Here is a 16,917-nt window from a genome sequence, read left to right on the forward strand (position 1 = left end):
ATCCGGGGACATCGTAACGTGAGGCGAAAATGAAAAAGAAAGCGCTTATTGTGGGGTGCGCCGTCTTCGGCATGTTGATGCATGCGGGCGCCATGGCCGATCCATGGAAGGACGAATCCGGCAAAGGCGGAAAGCACCGCGGGTACTACGGTGGGAATGCCAAAGAGGAATACTGGGACGGCAACTGCAAGGTCGAACGCAAGTGGAAAGGCAACGGCGACTACAAGGAAGAACGCAAGTGCAAGGCGCCCCGATATGTAGAGCCGGTCGTCGTGCCAGCCTACCCGGTGTATCCCGCACAACCCGGCATCGTGATCCAGGGCACCGCGGTCATCAAATAACGGGGCTACGTCCAACGTGCGGCAGAGGCCGCTTCCGACCCGTCGGACAAGCCTGTTCAACAGGCGGCGCAAGGTTCAATTCCGCCAGGTACTAGTGGTCGATGGAGCCCGCGGCCGCCTTGTCGTGTACCGCAAACCGTCCAAGCAGGGTGGCGCTGGCTTCGTTCAATCCCACCACGTCCACGGATTTTCCCTCGCGCCGCAACTTCATCACCACCTTGTCCATGGCGCCCACGGCTGAAATATCCCAGAAGTGGGCGGCGGAGACATCCAGCAGTACCGCCTCCACGGGCTCCTTGAAGTCCACGGCTTTGGCGAATCGTTCGGTTGAAGCGAAGAAGACCTGGCCGGTGTAGGTATAGGTGCGGGTCCGGCCATCTGGGGACAAGCGTGAATCCACCCTGAGCAGACGCTGCACCTTGCTGGCGAAGAACACGCCGCTCAACAGCACACCAACCAGGACCCCGCGGGCCAGGTCGTGCGTCCAGACCACCACGAGCACCGTGGCCACCATGACCACCGACGACTGCCACGGATGCGAGCCCAGGTTGCGGATGGAACGCCACTTGAACGTTCCAATCGAAACCATAATCATGACCGCGACCAGGGCCGGCATCGGAATCTGTGCCACCAAGGGCCCCAGCGCCACGATAAGGAAAAGAAGGAAGGCGCCGGCGACGAAGGTGGAGAGCCGCGTGGAACCGCCCGACTTCACATTGATGACCGACTGGCCGATCATCGCGCACCCGCCCATTCCGCCAAAGAAACCGGTCACGAAATTGGCGATCCCCTGCCCCTTGCATTCGCGGCGTTTGTCGCTGGGCGTGTCGGTCAGGTCGTCCACGATCTGCGCCGTCATCAGCGATTCCAGCAAACCGACGACCGCCATGGTCACCGAATAGGGAAGGATGATCCGCAGTGTTTCGATGGTGAAAGGAACCTGCGGAATCCGGAAGAACGGCAGCGAAGAGGGCAGCTTGCCCATGTCCCCCACGGTATTGACGTGCAGGCCGCCATAGATGGAGATGGCCGTCAGAACGATAATCGAGACCAGCGGCGAAGGCACCGCCTTCGTCAGGCGCGGTAACAGATAAATGATCGCAAGGCCGCCCGCCACCATGACGTACGTCACCGGCGTCACATTGATGAGCTGCGGCAACTGCGCCATGAAAATCAGGATCGCCAGCGCATTCACGAACCCCGTCACCACGGACCGCGACACGTATTGCATCAGCAGGTCCAGCCGCAGGAAGCCCGCGATCACCTGGATGACGCCCATCAGGACCGTCGCGGCGAAAACGTAGTCGACGCCATATTCCTTCACCAAAGGCACCACCACCACGGCGACAGCCGCTGTGGCCGCCGAAATCATGCCCGGCCGGCCGCCCACGAACGAGATGATGACCGCTATGGAGAACGAGGCATACAGCCCCACGCGCGGGTCGACGCCCGCAATAATCGAAAAGCCGATGGCTTCCGGGATGAGCGCCAGCGCAACCACGATGCCGGCCAGAATATCGGCACGAGGGCTCGCCATCCAATCGCGGCGGAAAGCTGAAAGAAAAGACATTGATTCACTGACCTGAAGCTGCCAAGCAGGGCATAAGGCTCAAATCGTCGTGTGGTCCGCCGCATGCGGCGCAAGCCCTGACGCTTGGAGTTGTCCGAGGGATAGGCGCCCGGCCGAGCCACCCGGCAAGCCGGGTCCACTTGAATCGCCCTCATGGCGACGCGCATCCATTGCAGATGCGTCGGGCAGGATTGTACACGGCGCGCCCAGGCGCTTCACTGGGGCACCACGGTCCGTGCCAACCAAGAGGGCTGGACCGCGTAGTGCCGTGCGTGGTGCCGTGCGGGTTGCCATGCCTGGCGCGTGGTGCGTAATGGCAGCAAGGCGGAGATCGACGCGATGCCGATAATGATTAAGCGGCGGTGCGTGACGGGCAGTGGGTGGTTCGCCGCCTTGCGCGGCCCTTCGCCGGGGATATCGGCTATTGAGTTGCCGCGTCCAGCGGAGGGCCAAGGAATTCGACCTGCCACTGCGCCCCGAAAGCACGCAGCGCGGCGGGATCCACCTTGCCGGCACGCATGACATCGCCCAGTCCCAGGAAAAAGGCAGTGGCGTCCAACCCCGGCAGGATCTGAATGTACTGGCGCGCCGGCTTGTCGGTAATGTTGACGAAAGCGTGAGCCGCGCCGCCGGGCACCGTAATTACATCGCCCGTGTCAGCCATGAACCGGCCCCCATCGACCTCGAAAAGATAGCGGCCTTCGAGGACATAGAACACTTCGGTCTCCCGGTGGCGATGCCGCGGCGGCCCAAACCCCGGTGCGTTGACCGTCTCTATCGCAGTAAGCACCCCGCCCGTCTGCGCCGGCGCAATGCGAACCTTCAAGGTAAGGCCGATCTGCGGAATGGAGATCGGCGTTTCCTGATGGCGTGAATGAAGGAAGTCGAAGATCATCGCGTTGCCTCCCGGGCATGGCCACCCAAGCGGCGGGTTAACGGGGCGGCGACCAGCGCAGTATAGGCGCCTGCCAGCCACGTGGACATGGGCAACACCAACGACCATGCTTCCGACCAAATCCGAAACCAGCGCGACTAATTGGTGGGTAAGTCCATCGTCTTGACGATTACCCCAAGCACATTGCTGGGATTGGAGTTGTTGCAAAGCACCTGCACCTGGAATCCCGACACCAGCGCAGTCTGAAGCAAACTGAACAGCAGCCGTCTCCGCTCGGGCGTATAGCTGGGGTCGAGGCTATGCGCGGTGGAGGGATATTCCGCCAGAATAAAAAATGGCTGCGTATCGAGATACCCGATGGTTGCAACGCGACCGGTATACTGCGCACATCCAGCGCTCGCCACATCGGACCAGAGCATCAGAATCGCGGATACCAGCAATAACCCCGCTTGTCGCTTCATTTCGCCTCTCCAGAATTGACCGCCAAATTCGCTCGAGCCGAGGTACCGAAATGGCCCACGGCGCGGATAGTCCAGATAGTTCAGTTTGTCCGGTAGTACCTATAGCGCCGACAGCGCTCGCCACTATCGGGCGACTTACATTCCTTGCTGCCGTGCCAGGCACTGCCAGACGCCGAGCCCGCTTACAGCTCATCATCGTCGCCGCCCCCATGATCGATGTACGGTGGCTTGATGCACCACATGGAGCTGCTGCTGCACGTCGCCCGCTGGGCGCGCATCAATGTGATCAGCGCCTCCGCCTCGGCCGGTGCAATACCGATCATGTCGGCGATAAGCAGGCTCTCCCCGGCGGAAGGAACGAAAGACTCGTTGGGCGTCCCGGCCATGCGGTTGTTCTGAGCGAACAACATGCGTATGTAAAGGAATGGATTCGGGGCCATGATGGGCGCGACCACCGGCGGCGTACCGCCGAGCCCGCCGGTAGGAATGGCTACCCGCACGCCGGGACCCGCACGTGTGCCGAATTCCGCCAAGCCGAGCGCGTGGCCCAGTTCGTGTTTCGCGGCCAATCTGGTGACGAAGTTGAGCAAGTCCGCCGCCGTGCCGCCATTCATATATGCCAGGGCCGGCCGAACCGTATTCTCATCACTGAAGTACCTCTGGAACTGGTCAGTATAGAAATTGATCGTGGTCGGACTCCCGGATCCCAGTCTCACCCGGGTGCCGGCCAGTTGCGTGGGACCACCGACCACCGAGCTGTTGCCCGTGCGGATCACGACATTGGCCTGGCCGGCATCGGTGACGCGCGTGAACGAGAGTTGCTGCCCGACCGCTTGCTGCCATTCCTGGATCGCTTCGTCGATCTTGCTGCTCCAGTCCACCGAATAGGTCAAGCCGTTCACGACGAAGGTCATATAGGAACTCGAGGGATCCACGAAATACCGCATCGTCCCGCCATATTCCGAAGCCGGATCGAAGATGTCGCTACTGGGATCCGAGAGGCTGTCGATAAACGGCACCCGGAAATCATCGGCCGCCGCAGGAGCCGATAAAGAGCTTCCTAGAAGCAAGGCCGCCAACAGCCACGCATGGAATCTCACTTTAGTCACTCCCTGGAGTCATGGGCTGACGGGCAATTCGGAGGCAACACACAAAACAATCGACACGTCAGGTGGAAAGCATATTGACCGCTCCAATCGGGCATTGACTTGAAAACAGGTCTTTTATTTTGATTTCCAGACCGACGTTGGCCGCAAGCTGCGCGCGCTTGCCCCCGAACCTATCCGCCGCAGACGACTCTTGTCCCTGAGCAGGCAAAGTAGATTAGATGGAAGCTAGCGATGGCCCGCCTGGCAGTACGGTGTTCTCGCTCGTTGGGCGGCGATAGCTCGCCGGCCGGTCGCCACCACGCGGGCGAAGGGCTGCAGGAGCGCATCGATCCATCGACCGTCTATTGGTTGGCTGATGCAAACAGTGATTCTGCGGACTGACGGTTTATCCGCATCCCTTGAGACCCTACAGTGGGCGTGTTCTCAATCGTTTTGCAAGGAACGCCTCTTATGACCACCCGCGACGTCGTCAGCCCGCCTAACCCCCACGCCCTGTACGACCTCCACCGCTATTCCCCCGCGATCCGCGCCAACGGCCTGCTGTTCGTGTCCGGCCAGGTCGGCAGCAGGCCCGATGGCTCGCCTGAGCCGGATTTCGATGAACAGGTACGCCTGGCGTTCCGGAATCTGAACGCCATCCTGGCCGCGGCCGGCTGCAGCTTCTGCGACGTCATTGATGTGACCGTGTTCATGGTGAATCCGGACACCCACTTTGAGCGCGCCTGGGCGGTAGCTGCGGAATACTGGGGCGAGGCGCCGTATCCAACGGCAACCGCCGTCGGTGTGACTTGGCTGTCCGGGTTCCAATTCGAAATCAAGGTGATCGCCAAACTGCCGGAAGTCGCAGGCTCCTGATGCCTAATGCCGGACGGCTTCGAGGCGGCCGGCATTAGGCATCTGCTGCAGGCTTGACCTGACGGGACGCTACTGCCAGTTATCGATGTCCCGAAAAGCCGATGGACCAATGGACTTCCGGGCGATGCTACGCGACCCAGGCAACAATGCCGAGATCGAGACCGTCGAATCGGCCACGCACATGACCTCTTCCCAATGGAGACGCCTGTCTGGATGCGCGCCAGGCGCATGGACGCGTCGAGGCGCGCATGGACTTGTCGAGGCGGTGTCCCTGGCGGGCTCAGGGACATTGCGTGACACCAGCACGCTTTGCTCTACCCTAGGTAAAATCCGCCCGGAGATGTTCATGCCCAAGATCACTATCGATTTCGTGTCCGACGTTGCCTGTCCCTGGTGCGCCGTAGGCCTCGGCGGCCTGCTGACCGCCATCGATCGCGTGAAGGGCGCGGCCGACGTCGAACTGCGCTTCCAGCCGTTCGAACTGAATCCCGACATGCCCAAAGGTGGGCAGAACACCATCGAGCGCCTGATGGCCAAGTACGGCTACACCCGCGAGCAGGTGCAGGCCAACCGCCGGGTGATCTCTGAACGCGCCGCGGCGGTTGGCATGAAGGTGCGCATGGCGGAAGACAACCGGTCGTTCAACACCTTCGACGCGCACCGTCTGCTGCATTGGGCTGGTCTGCAGGACCAGGGCAGCCAGACGGCGCTTAAAAAGCGCCTGCTGGAGGTGTATCACTACGAGAACCTGGACACCAGCGACGCCGAGGTGCTCGCGAAGGCCGCCGCTGATGCGGGCCTGGACGAAGCGCAGGCGCGGGCAGTGCTGGCGTCGGATCGCTATGTCGACGAGGTGCGCCAGAACGAAACGCTGTGGCTAGATCGTGGCATTACGTCAGTGCCGTCGGTGATTCTCAACGACAAGTATCTGGTGTCGGGCGGCCAGCCGCCCGAGGCGTTCGAGCAGGCACTGAGGCAGGTTGCCCAAGAGGGATAAGTCCCGTGCCCATGGCAGCAGATCGCCCAGCGATGGCAATCCATCGCCGTGACGTGAAACGTGTGCACGATGACGCTACCGCACTGGTCGAACTCGGGCTGATTGAGCGGTCGGAGACCGGCGCGTTGTCATGCCCCTACGTGGACATCCATGTCGATATGCACGTCTTCCGGCTCACGGCATAGGGAGACGCTGGCAGCCAATATCAGCCATGTTATTGATTTTATTGAACATTTTGGCGGACAGAGGGGACTCGATACACTTGTCGCAATGTGGCGTGTTTTGGGCGCCTGTTCAGTTCGCAGATCAATAATACCCGCAAAAATACCCGCGGCATCTTTCGCTTTCGGTGATCGAAGGACCACGCGTTATATGGGGGCCACAGGCTTGCGTAGCAGGGGTGTAACATTCTGCCAATTTCTCAGCCCTTGAGAGGCGTCAATGCCGTTCTCCATCGAAGGCTTCCTCGAAACCGAGGGCACGATAGCCGAACAGCAAAAGGCTAGGTACGGCGATCTTTTTGAGCTCGCCTACTCATTCTCCCGCGTGGGGATGCAGCTCACAGAGCGGCTGCAAGCAGCGCGCCGCAATCGTGAGCTCGTGGGCGCGACACTGCTCGCTCGTAGCGTGGCGCATTTCCAAGCGATCGTGATGCTCGTCGAACGAGGACTGCCGGTTGAAGCGATGGTGCTCACCCGTAGCCTTATGGAGACATCGTTTGTCATTTGTGCGCTAGCGAAGAATACGGTGACGACTGAAGAACTAGCACAACACGATCTCGCTTCGCGGGGAAAGCTGGCTAGTGCGCTTACAAGGGTGCCATCAGCGGCACTTGATGAACACCACGCCGGCCTCAAGAGCTTCGTGAAAGACCTTGATGGGGCTAAGGCAATACTAGTAGAGAACATGGCAAGCCGAGCGGGCTTGCTTGACCTCTACAACAGCTTTTACAGATACCTTTCGCATATTGCCTCTCACCCATCGATAACCGCATCAGACCTGTACTTCATCGAAGGCAATGGTTCGGACCGCGTTTCCTTTCGCTGCGTTCCAGAAGATACGCCGATCGCGTTAATTCTCACCTTTCTGACTATGCTGATCACGTTTGGATCCCACGAAGAACTCGCCGGCACGACGCCTGAACTCAGCGCAGCGATTTCCGAATTGGGAGAACAGTACCAACTCCTCGAACGTCGCTATTCGGTTTGGGATCGCAGCGGCGGGATTCGACCTAGCGCCACGGCGCGGTCCTAACGTGCTTCTGGGATTACAAGCCAGCGAACTGGCGCAAGCCGGCGAACTGGCGCAAGCCGGCGATTAGCAATACCAAGATCGAGACCATCGCCGCCGACCGCTGGCCGTGGCCTGGCTGATGAAGCAAAACGGCCGGACGATTGTTCCGGCGACGGTTGGTACGAATGGAAGTGGCTAACCGATGATCAGAACGGGCCGAAGCGGCTGCACGTCATCCATCTGGGCGAAGGGGAGCCGCTATTCTTGCCGGCTGCGCGCAACTGACGACATAGCCGGAAGGCGCAGGTTGGATCGCGTTGTCCATATTGACAACACCACGGCTTGTTGGCTAAATTGACAACATGAAGGCCGAACTCATTCACCAGTTCAAGTCCGTCGGTGAAGATGGCATCATCGAGATGATCGTTTGGAAGCTTCCCTCGCCTGTTCCGCCATCGGAACATCTCTACAAATACCGCTTGGTGTACATCGCGGACGATACGCGCGTGGTCGGCTACGACAACGAGCGGGGCAAGGGCGATCACTGCCACCTCGACGGCGACCAACTTCCCTACACATTCGTCAGCGTCGAACAGTTGATCGAAGACTTCATTGCTGAAGTAAGTCGGAGAAAATGACCATGGAACGAAACCTGACCATTACCACCCGGCGCGATTGGGCAGCCGCACTGCGCGAAGCGGGCGTAGCGGCTACCAAGGGTATGAAGAGAGGTACTTATCAGGGTGAAACGCTGAATTTCGAGACACCCGCCGCGTTCTTTTCCCGCCTCACGTCGAACCGTTGGACAATGCTGGCCGAATTGCAGGGTGCTGGTAGCATCGGTGTGCGAGAACTCGCTCGCCGTCTAAGCCGAGATGTAAAGCGCGTGCATGACGATGCCACTGCCTTGGTCGAACTGGGGCTGATCGAACGCTCCGAAACCGGCGCGCTGTCATGCCCCTATGCGGATATCCACGTAGATATGCATGTATCCCGGCTCGCCGCTTAAAGGTTTCACTATGCTTGGTGCCCACTCACGACTATCTGCAGCTGGGTGCTGAAATTTGCCTAATTAGCGATATTTTTATCTCTCGGAGATTTATAGCCAATATGAATAGGAGGTGACCTTGCCAGAATATATGCTGCGGGTTCGCGCTGAGAGGAGTGCTGGAATAGCGCAATTTGCATGGATCAATTTTCAGAAAGACGGCTCAATCTCGGTCGGACTGAATGACCGCGCCTTTATACCGCCCGACATGGATGTTCACCATGGGGTATGGAGCGCGTTCAACCGCCAAGCCATTCAGTACATCATCGCACACGATCCAAAAGCTCTGAAGCCGATTGGTTCCGCTCACCTTACATTTCATCCCCCAGGCACATTTCACTTGACCAAAGGCAAAGGCAAAAAGCCCTTCTTTGGCATCGGCGATGTAGACCTCACCGTTCGTCAAGATGGTTGGATGCCTTGGGCCAAGATCGTGTCGAAGTCTGTGTCCAAATTGTCGGCGGCAACGAAGGGAAGGGCCGGAAAAATCGCTGATGACCTGATTCTTCCTGTTTGTCCTGGAGAGTATTCCATGGGACTCAGCATACATTTCCTAGATCCCGAACGGGTGCACGAAGTCACCGCTACGACAACAAGCCGGCTTGTGGCCTGGCATGGTCGATCAGTTGCGGTCACCCTCGAAGCGCTGCCCCCTCAACGTATTTCGACGATCTCTTGGATACATCAATACTAGTGCATCGCAATTTCGCTTATCTCGTGACTAGCTGCGGGGCCGGTACCGACGTTTATGGAGATGAGTGCGGTTCTTGAGTTGATGACTTAACAAGACCCATTTCATAGAAACGTCTGCACAGTGGAAAACCCAGCGATCCGAGTCGTTGCATAAGCCGCCTGTAAAGGCCCGTCGTGACCAGACGTTCGGACCGGCAGTAAAACGCTCCCATATCACCCAATCAACGCATCACGCCTTATGTGCGGGTACTTTTGCACTATGACGACGTCTATTTGAAATACCCGCAAAAGTACCCCCGCCGAGGGGCCACTGAAACGAAAAAAGCCCGCAACTTGCGGGCTTTAGCGGGATAGTGGCCGCGACTGAACGCAACCAAATGTTACTGGCGGACAGAGGGGGATTCGAACCCCCGATACGCTTTTGACGTATACACGCTTTCCAGGCGTGCGCCTTCAACCGCTCGGCCACCTGTCCTGATCCGGTTTCGCTCGGGGACACGGGGAATACCCATCATCCCACTCCTGGTACCAGGCGCCCCTACTCGCTTGAATAACAGCTCGAAGGCGGCGCTCCAGCCCATCCGCGCCCTGCTACAAACGGACGCGCAAAACGGCAATCCGCGATTCTAGCAGACTTCCTTGGCGGCTGTCCTACAGGGACAGATACGCCTCGACAGCGGCCAGTACCGTCTCCGTCTGCACGGTATGGGCGAAGCGGAAGCGGTCGCCGTACACCGTCTCGTCGGGAAACTCCGAAATCAGCGACAGCGGCACGTCCTCGCCCACCCCTTCGGTGCGCTGCACAGGGATGCCGTTCATCACCTCGAAGCCGCGCTGCAAGGCATGCGTTTCGAACATCTTCATCTGGCGGGCATTGAATTCGACCAGTCCGGGGACCTTCGCGGCCAGTTCGGCAGATACATGCTCCAGCAGCGCCTTGGCCTTGGCGGCCCAGCCGGGATGGTGGCGCAGCACCAGGAAGAAGCCCTTGGGTATCGTCCAGAGCTCGAACCCGCGCGGCAGGTAGCCGGAAAGCGGCCGCGTCCATTCATGGGCGGGGTAGCCGTGCAGGTTGATATGGAGCTCGGCGCCCGTCATTTCGAAGGCCTTGCGGCGCGCCTCGCGTTCGAACCAGGGTGCGCGCTCGCGATAAGCCAGGTCGTCGCCCAGCGCGGAATAGCGCGCGGCATGGTGCATATGGCGGGGGTTGTGCGCGCACAATTCACGATGCAGCGCATAGCCATCCGGGTTCTCGGAGGCGAATAGCGCGAAATGGGCGCCGGGGCGATTCTTCAGGATATGCGCGGCGCGCAATGCCCCGACCACGCCCGACGTCTCGTTCGCGTGCTGGCCGCCGGAAATCACCACGGGCTTCTGTTCGCCCTTGATGTAGGTGCAGAGCACCGGCCGGCCCTGGCGCGTCTGCACGGTGAACGGCTCCCCGCCGACCAGCGCCATTTCGTGCGCGATGCGGCTGAAGGACAGTGGGCCATCCGCCTGGTCCAGGCGCTTGCCCGCGCCGTCCGGTACGATCGCCGCCGGCGCTGGGAAGGCCACGGTCTCCACACGAACGCGGGACGGCCCGTCTACCTGGCGCACATCCGGCACGATCTGGCCGGGCTGCAGGCCGCGGTTGCCCAGGGGCCGACCCGAGTGCCGCTGGAAAACTTCCAGCAGGCCGAAGTAGAGATCCTCGTGCAAGGCCTCAGGGGTGCTCACCACCTCGTCTTCGTAGGCCAGCTCCCGTTCGATGCCCGGCAGGTCGACGCGGATATCCAGACGCTCAAAATAGGGCTCCGTGGCGCCCCATTCATGTCCCCGCACGCATTCCACAATGGCGGCGAACACCGACGCAACATCCGTGGGCCTGGCTTCATCCATGGCCACGCCGTCGGCGCGGCCATCCACGCGCACCCAACCGGTAGGCGACAGGTTGACGACGCCGGCATGGTCCTCCACCACCTGGTTGGGGGCGAACACGCGCGCCGTTTCGCTGCGGCCGTCGGTGTATCGCAGTTCGACAACGTAATGCAGATCCGCATCTCCCGCCACGAAGCTCACATCGACATCGCGCAGCATGCCGGCCAGGGGATAAGCCTCCAAGGTGAAACGGCGCGGCACGGCTTCCTCACGCACGGGATAGCGCACGGACACGGAGTCCAGGCCGTCCAGGTCGGCTTCTTCAAGGAAGAAGTGCAGCAGCGGCTTGTAGGCGCTGCGGAAAACGGCGCTGACACCCGCCGCCGCCAGCCGCCGTTCAGCGGCGCGGCGCGCCGCCTCGTCCTCGAACAACCACGCCTGCACGCGCGCGCCTCGATACTCCTCGCGTTCGAACTCGCTTACCCAGACGTCCAGCGTGCGATCGAAAGTCCTGTCCAGCAACACTGTCATGGCCTTATACCTTTCCGGTGGGATCGAGACGGTCGCGCAGCCAGTCGCCCAGCAGGTTCAGTCCCAATACGGTAAGCATGATGGCGAGTCCCGGGAAGACGCTGATCCACCACGCCGTCTGCAAATAGGTGCGTCCGTCGGCCAGCATGCCGCCCCAGCTCGGGATGGTCGGGTCCACGCCCAGCCCCAGGAAGGTCAGGCTGCTTTCCAGCAGGATGTTGTTGGCCACGTTCAACGCCATCAGGATGATCAGCGGCCCCAGCAGATTCGGCACGATGTGATGCCGCATCATGGCCAGGTCGCGTACGCCAAAGGCGCGCGCCGCCTGGACGAATTCGCGCTCGCGCAAGGCCAGCACCTGCCCGCGCACCAGCCGGGCGTACTGGACCCATTGCGAAATGACCATGAAGAAAATTACATTGAAGAGCCCGCCACCCAGGATCGAAATGAACGTAATCGCGACCAGGATGAAGGGCAAGGCCAGTTGCACGTCGGCGAAACGCATCACGATCACGTCCCATACGCCACGGTAGTAGCCGGCGACCAGGCCCATGATGGTGCCCAGCAGCGCACCGAAGACGACCGACACGAAGCCCGCCGTGAGCGAGATCTGCCCGCCCACCACCACGCGGGCCAGCACGTCGCGGCCCAGCGGGTCCGTACCGAGGACATGCGCCAGGCTCTGGAACGGCGGCGTCAGGCGCGCGGCCAGGTCCATGCCTTCGCCGCCGTCCGGAAACAACCAGCCCGACAGCAGCACGGCCAGCACCATGGCGGCGGTCAGCACCACCCCCAGCACGAATTCCAGGGAGCGGAAACGGTTGCGCGAGCGCCCCTTGGCCGCGGTCTTGGTCAACGTCGTTTGCATGGGATTCATCGGATGCGGATACGCGGGTCGACAATGCCGTAGGCGATATCGACCAGCAGGTTGACGATGATGATGACCAGGGCGAGCACAGTCACCGTGCCTTGCAGGACGGGATAATCACGCGCACCGATGGCGTCGAAGGCCAGCGTGCCCATGCCGGGCCAGTTGAAAACCTTTTCGATGACCACGATGCCGCCGATCAGGCCGCCAAACTGCAAGCCCATGTAGGTAATCAGCGGGATCGCGCAGTTGCGCAAGGCGTGCTTGTAGAGCACGACCCGTTCGCGCAAGCCTTTGCTGCGCGCCACCATCACGTACTGCGCCGAAAGAGTGTCCAGCATCGTGGTGCGCACCAGCCGCACATTGGTGGCGCTGAGGATTACGGCCATGGTCAAGGACGGCATGATCAGGCTGATCGGCCCGTCCCAGCCGGAAGGCGGCAACAGCGGGAAGGTGATGGACAACAACAGCACCAGCATCAGCGCCAGCCAGAAATTCGGAAAGGACAGCCCCACCAGCGACAGGATGCGTATCACCTGGTCGCTGGCCTTGCCCTTGTGCACGGCGGCATGCACGCCCAGGGGAATGGAGATCAGCAGGGACAACGCCAGCGAGACAAAGGCCAGCAGCAGCGTGGCGGGCAGCGCATCGCCAATCAGTTGCGACACCGACGTGCCGCCCATGAAGCTGCGGCCGAAATCGCCGGTCAGGATGCCTTGCATGTACGACAGGTACTGCACCGAGAATGGCCGGTTCAGCCCCAGGGCCTGCCGTATGTTCTGCAAGTCCTGCTCGGTGACGCTGCCTGCGCCTTGGCTCAGCATGATGGCCGGGTCGCCCGTCATGCGGACGGCATAGGATACGAGCAAGGTCACCGCCAGCACCACAAAGACGGCCTGCAGCACGCGTTTGATAAGGAATCCGATCATACGGGGAGCGCCCCGTTATTGGCGGGGCGCGCGACGGGTTGCGAAGACTTATTCGACACTGGCGTCGACGAAACGGAAGCGGATGTCGCCCGGCACGGTCAGGTTCTTGACGCGCTTGTTCACGCCCACGACGGTATCGAGCGCGTACAGCGGCATCTCCAGGGCCTGGTCCGCGACGTAGGCGGCGATTTCGCGCAGGGTTTTCTGGCGTTCGTCCGTCTTGTACGTATTGCGCTGCGCATCGAGCATGGCGTCCAGCTTGGCGTCCTTGTCATAGGGATTCCATTTCTGTCCGCTGTGGTACATCAGGTAGGCGGTATTGTCGTAGTCGTAGGTCCAGCCGCCCCAATACATCTGCCACAGCTCGCCCGTCTTGCCCTGCGGGATGATGTCGTTGATCAGCACCGGCGTTTCGTAGGGCTTGATCGTGGTCTTGATGCCCACACCTTGCAGGTAGCCGGCGATGGCCTGCGCCACCTCGCGGAACTGCGTATCGCTGCCGCGGATGTCGAGCTGCAGCGCCGCGCCCGGCTTGACCCCGGCCTTGGCCAGCAGCTTCTTGGCTTCGGCGGGGTTGAACGGCAAGGGCTTGAGCGCGGGGTCGTAGCCGAACGACAAGTCACCCTGGAAGCTGGCGATCGGCTTGGCATAGCCCAGCAGCAGCTGCTTGATGATGGCGTCGCGGTCCACCGCCATGATGAGCGCGCGGCGCACGTCGCGGTCCTTGGTGATGCCGCGCGACGTGTCGTAGCGGGCAACCACGGTACCGGGCCCGCTGGTGCTCACGATAGTGGCGTTGGACGACTTCTTGATGGTGTCGACCAGACCCAGGGGCACGGCGGTGGCGATATCGACACGGCCGGCCTGCAACTCGGCCACCTGCGTGGCCGGCTCCGACACGAAGCGGTACACCACCTGGTCCAGCTTGGGCTTGCCGCCCCAGTAGTCGTCGTTGCGCGCCAGCGTCAGGCTGACCTTGGGCTTGTATTCGACGAACTTGAACGGACCTGTGCCGACGGGATGCTCGTTGAAATAGGCCTCGCCTTTGTCCTGGATGTATTTCGGGGGCACGATCATGCCGCCGTAACCGGCCAGTTTCGTCAGGATGACCGGGTCCGGCCGTTTCATGAGGAAGTCCACGGTATGGTCGTCCACCACGACAATCTTGTCGATGGAGTTGTAGTTGGACTGTTGCGGCCCCTTGGCGCCTTCGGCGCCCAGCAGGCGATCGAAGGTGAACTTGACGGCATTGGCATCGAAAGGCTCGCCATCATGGAACTTGACGTTCTCGCGCAGCTTGAAGCGGATCCGGGTGTCGTTATCCAGGAACTCCCAGCTGGTCGCCAGGCCCGGCTGCAGCTTCATGTCGGCGCCGCGCATCGTCAGGCCGTCGAACAGATTGCTGCCCACGGAGCCCCACCACGTCACGAAGGTATCGATCGGGTCCCAGCTTCCTGCATCCTGCGTGACCGCCACGGTGAGGGTACCCGCAGCTTGCACGGGTGCCGCCACGGCCAGTGCACTGCCGAGGGCCAGCGCTGCGCCGAGCGCACGGGCATTTTTGGTGAAGGTAAACATGGTCGCCTCCCGGGACGGTTGCTTATTCGATGATGATGAAGAAATTCTCTGCATGACGGACCTGAGCCGTTTCACGCGGGTTGCGCAACCAGATGCCCCGGCGCGATCTCCACCAGCGGCACAATGCGCGGCGCGTCGCCCACGCGACGTACCGGACTCGGAATCTCTCCGGAGAGCAGCGTGGTATCGATATGCCGACCCGGCTCGGCCACCGGAACGGCAGCCAACAGCTTGCGCGTATACGGATGCTGCGGCGACTCGAAGATCCGGCGCCGGCTGCCCATTTCGACGATCTGGCCCAGGTACATCACCGCGACCCGGTGGCTGACCTTTTCCACCACGGCCATATCGTGCGTGATGAACAGATAGGACAGCTTACGGTCCTTCTGCAGATCCATCAGCAGGTTCAGGATCTGTGCCTGGATGGAAACATCCAGGGCGGAGACCGACTCATCCGCGATGATAAGGCTGGGATTGCTGGCCAAGGCCCGTGCGATGCAGACACGCTGGCGCTGGCCGCCGGAGAATTCGTGCGGATAGCGCCGCGCATGTTCGGGTTGCAGGCCGACCTGCTCCAGCAGCTCCGCGACGCGCCTGGCGACCGCGGCATCCCCATGCAGCAGGCCATGCGTGACGATGGGTTCCGCTATGCTGAACTCTACCGTCTTGCGCGGATCCAGCGATGCGTACGGATCCTGGAAGATGTACTGGATCTCCTGCCGCAAACGCCGCCGCCCAGCCCCGTCCATCGTGAAGATATCGCGCCCGCGGTACAGCACCTGTCCCGACGTGGGCTCGACCAATTGCTGCAACGTCTTGCCGATCGTCGACTTGCCGCTGCCGGATTCGCCAACCAGTGCCAGCGTCTCACCGGGATAGATATCGAAATTGACGCCTTCGACGGCGTGGACGCGATGCGTCACGCGCCCCAGGAAGCCGCGGCCCACATCGAATCGGGTGGTCAGCGCGCGGGCACTCAGCAAGGGCGTGCCGTAATCCGCGGTGTCCTGCTCATGGGTCGCGCCGACTTCGCGTAATTGCCCGTCCTCCAGCACGACATGGGGCGTGCGCACGGGCAGATCGCGCCCCGTCATCGCGCCCAGCCGCGGCACGGCGGCCAGCAGCGCGCGGGTGTAGGGATGCTCCGGCGCACCAAAAATACGCGCCACCGGCCCCTGCTCCACCTTGCGACCGCGCAGCATGACTATGACATCGTCGGCCATCTCCGCGACCACGCCCATATCATGGGTAATGAAGATGACCGCCGTGCCGAGGTCGCGCTGCAGTTCACGTATGGTGTTGAGTATCTGCGCCTGGATGGTCACGTCCAGCGCCGTGGTGGGTTCGTCGGCGATCAGCAGCCGTGGCTTGCACGAGAGCGCCATGGCGATCATCACGCGCTGGCGCATGCCGCCTGAAAGCTGGTGCGGGTAGCGATCCAGCATCTGCTCCGCGTCCGGCAGCCGCACTTTCTCCAGCAAGCCACGAGCGGCCTGGCGTGCCGCCGCGCGCGACAGCTTCTGGTGCAGGATGATGGCTTCGGTGACCTGGTCGCCTATCGTGAAGACCGGGTTCAGCGACGTCATCGGTTCCTGGAAGATCATGGCCACGTCGTTGCCGCGAATGGCCCGCATCGTGTCATCCGACGCCTGCGTAAGATCGACCTCGTGGCCCTGCTTGCTGCGCAGGACGATACTGCCGCCATTGATCTGCCCACCGGTATAGTCCGTCAGGCGCATGATGGCCATGGACGTCACCGACTTGCCGGAACCGGATTCCCCGACGATGGCCAAGGTACGGCCCGGGTACACGTCGAGATCCAGCGCGTCGACGGCGCGGAAGATGCCGTCCTCGGTCGGGAAGTCCACCGACACACCGCGCAGCATGAGCAGCGGCAAAACCGTATCTGGAGGCGTAGGCAAAGGGATACGACAGAAAAGGAAAACCGA

General features: G+C 61.4%; 17 protein-coding genes, 1 tRNA gene and 1 other annotated feature. Of the genes, 8 read left to right on the top strand and 10 right to left on the bottom strand.

All coding sequences use genetic code 11. From position 1 onward, the window contains the following. Positions 1 to 29 precede the first annotated feature (29 nt). Positions 30 to 341: a hypothetical protein gene (locus BAU07_RS22510; RefSeq protein WP_066662730.1), complete on the top strand. Its 312-nt coding sequence runs from the start codon at positions 30 to 32 to the stop codon at positions 339 to 341. A 91-nt stretch (positions 342 to 432) separates the two neighbouring features. On the opposite strand, the gene BAU07_RS22515 is transcribed toward BAU07_RS22510, so the two are convergent. The 4 genes from BAU07_RS22515 to BAU07_RS22530 all read right to left on the bottom strand — a co-directional run bounded on the left by BAU07_RS22515 (position 433) and on the right by BAU07_RS22530 (position 4,346). Continuing rightward, positions 433 to 1,911 carry a SulP family inorganic anion transporter gene (locus tag BAU07_RS22515; protein WP_066662733.1) on the bottom strand — a complete coding sequence of 493 codons (1,479 nt, stop codon included), beginning with the start codon at positions 1,909 to 1,911 and terminating at the stop codon, positions 433 to 435. Positions 1,912 to 1,999: 88 nt separating this feature from the next. Continuing rightward, positions 2,000 to 2,052 (bottom strand) — a sequence feature (sul1 is cis-regulatory element that is thought to sense ions involved in sulfur or methionine metabolism; They are found in Alphaproteobacteria). Positions 2,053 to 2,332: 280 nt separating this feature from the next. After that, complete coding sequence (locus BAU07_RS22520; RefSeq protein WP_066662736.1) at positions 2,333 to 2,806, bottom strand: cupin domain-containing protein; 474 nt, start codon at positions 2,804 to 2,806, stop codon at positions 2,333 to 2,335. Positions 2,807 to 2,943: 137 nt separating this feature from the next. Continuing rightward, on the bottom strand, positions 2,944 to 3,267 hold the full coding sequence (locus BAU07_RS22525) for a hypothetical protein (RefSeq protein WP_066662739.1): 324 nt from the start codon (positions 3,265 to 3,267) through the stop codon (positions 2,944 to 2,946). A 182-nt stretch (positions 3,268 to 3,449) separates the two neighbouring features. Continuing rightward, a complete protein-coding gene (locus BAU07_RS22530; protein ID WP_157122403.1) occupies positions 3,450 to 4,346 on the bottom strand; it encodes a zinc metalloprotease in 897 nt (298 codons plus the stop codon). A gap of 480 nt (positions 4,347 to 4,826) precedes the next feature. On the opposite strand from BAU07_RS22530, the gene BAU07_RS22535 reads away from it, so the two are divergent. From BAU07_RS22535 to BAU07_RS27275, 7 genes are all read left to right on the top strand, one after another. After that, positions 4,827 to 5,231, top strand: a complete 405-nt coding sequence (locus tag BAU07_RS22535; protein WP_066662745.1) for a RidA family protein — start codon at positions 4,827 to 4,829, stop codon at positions 5,229 to 5,231. Between the two features lie 346 nt (positions 5,232 to 5,577). Continuing rightward, positions 5,578 to 6,228, top strand: a complete 651-nt coding sequence (locus BAU07_RS22540; RefSeq protein WP_066662748.1) for a DsbA family oxidoreductase — start codon at positions 5,578 to 5,580, stop codon at positions 6,226 to 6,228. A 32-nt stretch (positions 6,229 to 6,260) separates the two neighbouring features. Then, positions 6,261 to 6,413, top strand: a complete 153-nt coding sequence (locus tag BAU07_RS27270; protein ID WP_157122405.1) for an HVO_A0114 family putative DNA-binding protein — start codon at positions 6,261 to 6,263, stop codon at positions 6,411 to 6,413. Positions 6,414 to 6,669: 256 nt separating this feature from the next. Further along, positions 6,670 to 7,482 (top strand): DUF5677 domain-containing protein, encoded by an 813-nt coding sequence (locus BAU07_RS22545; RefSeq protein ID WP_066662752.1) that lies wholly within the window; start codon positions 6,670 to 6,672, stop codon positions 7,480 to 7,482. A gap of 341 nt (positions 7,483 to 7,823) precedes the next feature. Continuing rightward, positions 7,824 to 8,099 carry a toxin-antitoxin system TumE family protein gene (locus BAU07_RS22550; RefSeq protein ID WP_066662754.1) on the top strand — a complete coding sequence of 92 codons (276 nt, stop codon included), beginning with the start codon at positions 7,824 to 7,826 and terminating at the stop codon, positions 8,097 to 8,099. Positions 8,100 to 8,101: 2 nt separating this feature from the next. Continuing rightward, the gene (locus BAU07_RS22555) at positions 8,102 to 8,470 is read left to right on the top strand and encodes an HVO_A0114 family putative DNA-binding protein (protein ID WP_066662756.1); all 369 of its coding nucleotides are present in this window, start codon (positions 8,102 to 8,104) and stop codon (positions 8,468 to 8,470) included. A gap of 112 nt (positions 8,471 to 8,582) precedes the next feature. Beyond that, positions 8,583 to 9,203 (top strand): hypothetical protein, encoded by a 621-nt coding sequence (locus BAU07_RS27275; protein ID WP_157122407.1) that lies wholly within the window; start codon positions 8,583 to 8,585, stop codon positions 9,201 to 9,203. 383 nt (positions 9,204 to 9,586) lie between these two features. Here the strand turns inward: BAU07_RS27275 and BAU07_RS22560 are convergent. The 6 genes from BAU07_RS22560 to BAU07_RS22585 all read right to left on the bottom strand — a co-directional run bounded on the left by BAU07_RS22560 (position 9,587) and on the right by BAU07_RS22585 (position 16,854). Then, positions 9,587 to 9,677, bottom strand: a tRNA-Ser gene (locus BAU07_RS22560). Positions 9,678 to 9,853: 176 nt separating this feature from the next. Next, on the bottom strand, positions 9,854 to 11,593 hold the full coding sequence (locus BAU07_RS22565) for a M14 family metallopeptidase (RefSeq protein WP_066662758.1): 1,740 nt from the start codon (positions 11,591 to 11,593) through the stop codon (positions 9,854 to 9,856). 4 nt (positions 11,594 to 11,597) lie between these two features. Next, a complete protein-coding gene (locus BAU07_RS22570; RefSeq protein WP_066665647.1) occupies positions 11,598 to 12,461 on the bottom strand; it encodes an ABC transporter permease in 864 nt (287 codons plus the stop codon). Positions 12,462 to 12,466: 5 nt separating this feature from the next. Further along, positions 12,467 to 13,390, bottom strand: a complete 924-nt coding sequence (locus tag BAU07_RS22575) for an ABC transporter permease (protein ID WP_066662759.1) — start codon at positions 13,388 to 13,390, stop codon at positions 12,467 to 12,469. A gap of 48 nt (positions 13,391 to 13,438) precedes the next feature. Then, a complete protein-coding gene (locus BAU07_RS22580; RefSeq protein ID WP_066662760.1) occupies positions 13,439 to 14,968 on the bottom strand; it encodes an ABC transporter substrate-binding protein in 1,530 nt (509 codons plus the stop codon). Positions 14,969 to 15,039: 71 nt separating this feature from the next. Further along, complete coding sequence (locus BAU07_RS22585) at positions 15,040 to 16,854, bottom strand: ABC transporter ATP-binding protein (RefSeq protein WP_066662761.1); 1,815 nt, start codon at positions 16,852 to 16,854, stop codon at positions 15,040 to 15,042. Between the last annotated feature and the right edge of the window lie 63 nt (positions 16,855 to 16,917).

The organism is Bordetella flabilis (assembly GCF_001676725.1).
Lineage (GTDB): Bacteria > Pseudomonadota > Gammaproteobacteria > Burkholderiales > Burkholderiaceae_B > Bordetella_C > Bordetella_C flabilis.

Coding starts and splice junctions, on each gene's coding strand:
- BAU07_RS22510 (WP_066662730.1), top strand. CDS start 30: ATGAAAAAGAAAGCGCTTATTGTGGGGTGCGCCGTCTTCGGCATGTTG.
- BAU07_RS22515 (WP_066662733.1), bottom strand. CDS start 1,911: ATGTCTTTTCTTTCAGCTTTCCGCCGCGATTGGATGGCGAGCCCTCGT.
- BAU07_RS22520 (WP_066662736.1), bottom strand. CDS start 2,806: ATGATCTTCGACTTCCTTCATTCACGCCATCAGGAAACGCCGATCTCC.
- BAU07_RS22525 (WP_066662739.1), bottom strand. CDS start 3,267: ATGAAGCGACAAGCGGGGTTATTGCTGGTATCCGCGATTCTGATGCTC.
- BAU07_RS22535 (WP_066662745.1), top strand. CDS start 4,827: ATGACCACCCGCGACGTCGTCAGCCCGCCTAACCCCCACGCCCTGTAC.
- BAU07_RS22540 (WP_066662748.1), top strand. CDS start 5,578: ATGCCCAAGATCACTATCGATTTCGTGTCCGACGTTGCCTGTCCCTGG.
- BAU07_RS27270 (WP_157122405.1), top strand. CDS start 6,261: ATGGCAATCCATCGCCGTGACGTGAAACGTGTGCACGATGACGCTACC.
- BAU07_RS22545 (WP_066662752.1), top strand. CDS start 6,670: ATGCCGTTCTCCATCGAAGGCTTCCTCGAAACCGAGGGCACGATAGCC.
- BAU07_RS22550 (WP_066662754.1), top strand. CDS start 7,824: ATGAAGGCCGAACTCATTCACCAGTTCAAGTCCGTCGGTGAAGATGGC.
- BAU07_RS22555 (WP_066662756.1), top strand. CDS start 8,102: ATGGAACGAAACCTGACCATTACCACCCGGCGCGATTGGGCAGCCGCA.
- BAU07_RS22565 (WP_066662758.1), bottom strand. CDS start 11,593: ATGACAGTGTTGCTGGACAGGACTTTCGATCGCACGCTGGACGTCTGG.
- BAU07_RS22570 (WP_066665647.1), bottom strand. CDS start 12,461: ATGCAAACGACGTTGACCAAGACCGCGGCCAAGGGGCGCTCGCGCAAC.
- BAU07_RS22575 (WP_066662759.1), bottom strand. CDS start 13,390: ATGATCGGATTCCTTATCAAACGCGTGCTGCAGGCCGTCTTTGTGGTG.
- BAU07_RS22580 (WP_066662760.1), bottom strand. CDS start 14,968: ATGTTTACCTTCACCAAAAATGCCCGTGCGCTCGGCGCAGCGCTGGCC.
- BAU07_RS22585 (WP_066662761.1), bottom strand. CDS start 16,854: ATGCTGCGCGGTGTGTCGGTGGACTTCCCGACCGAGGACGGCATCTTC.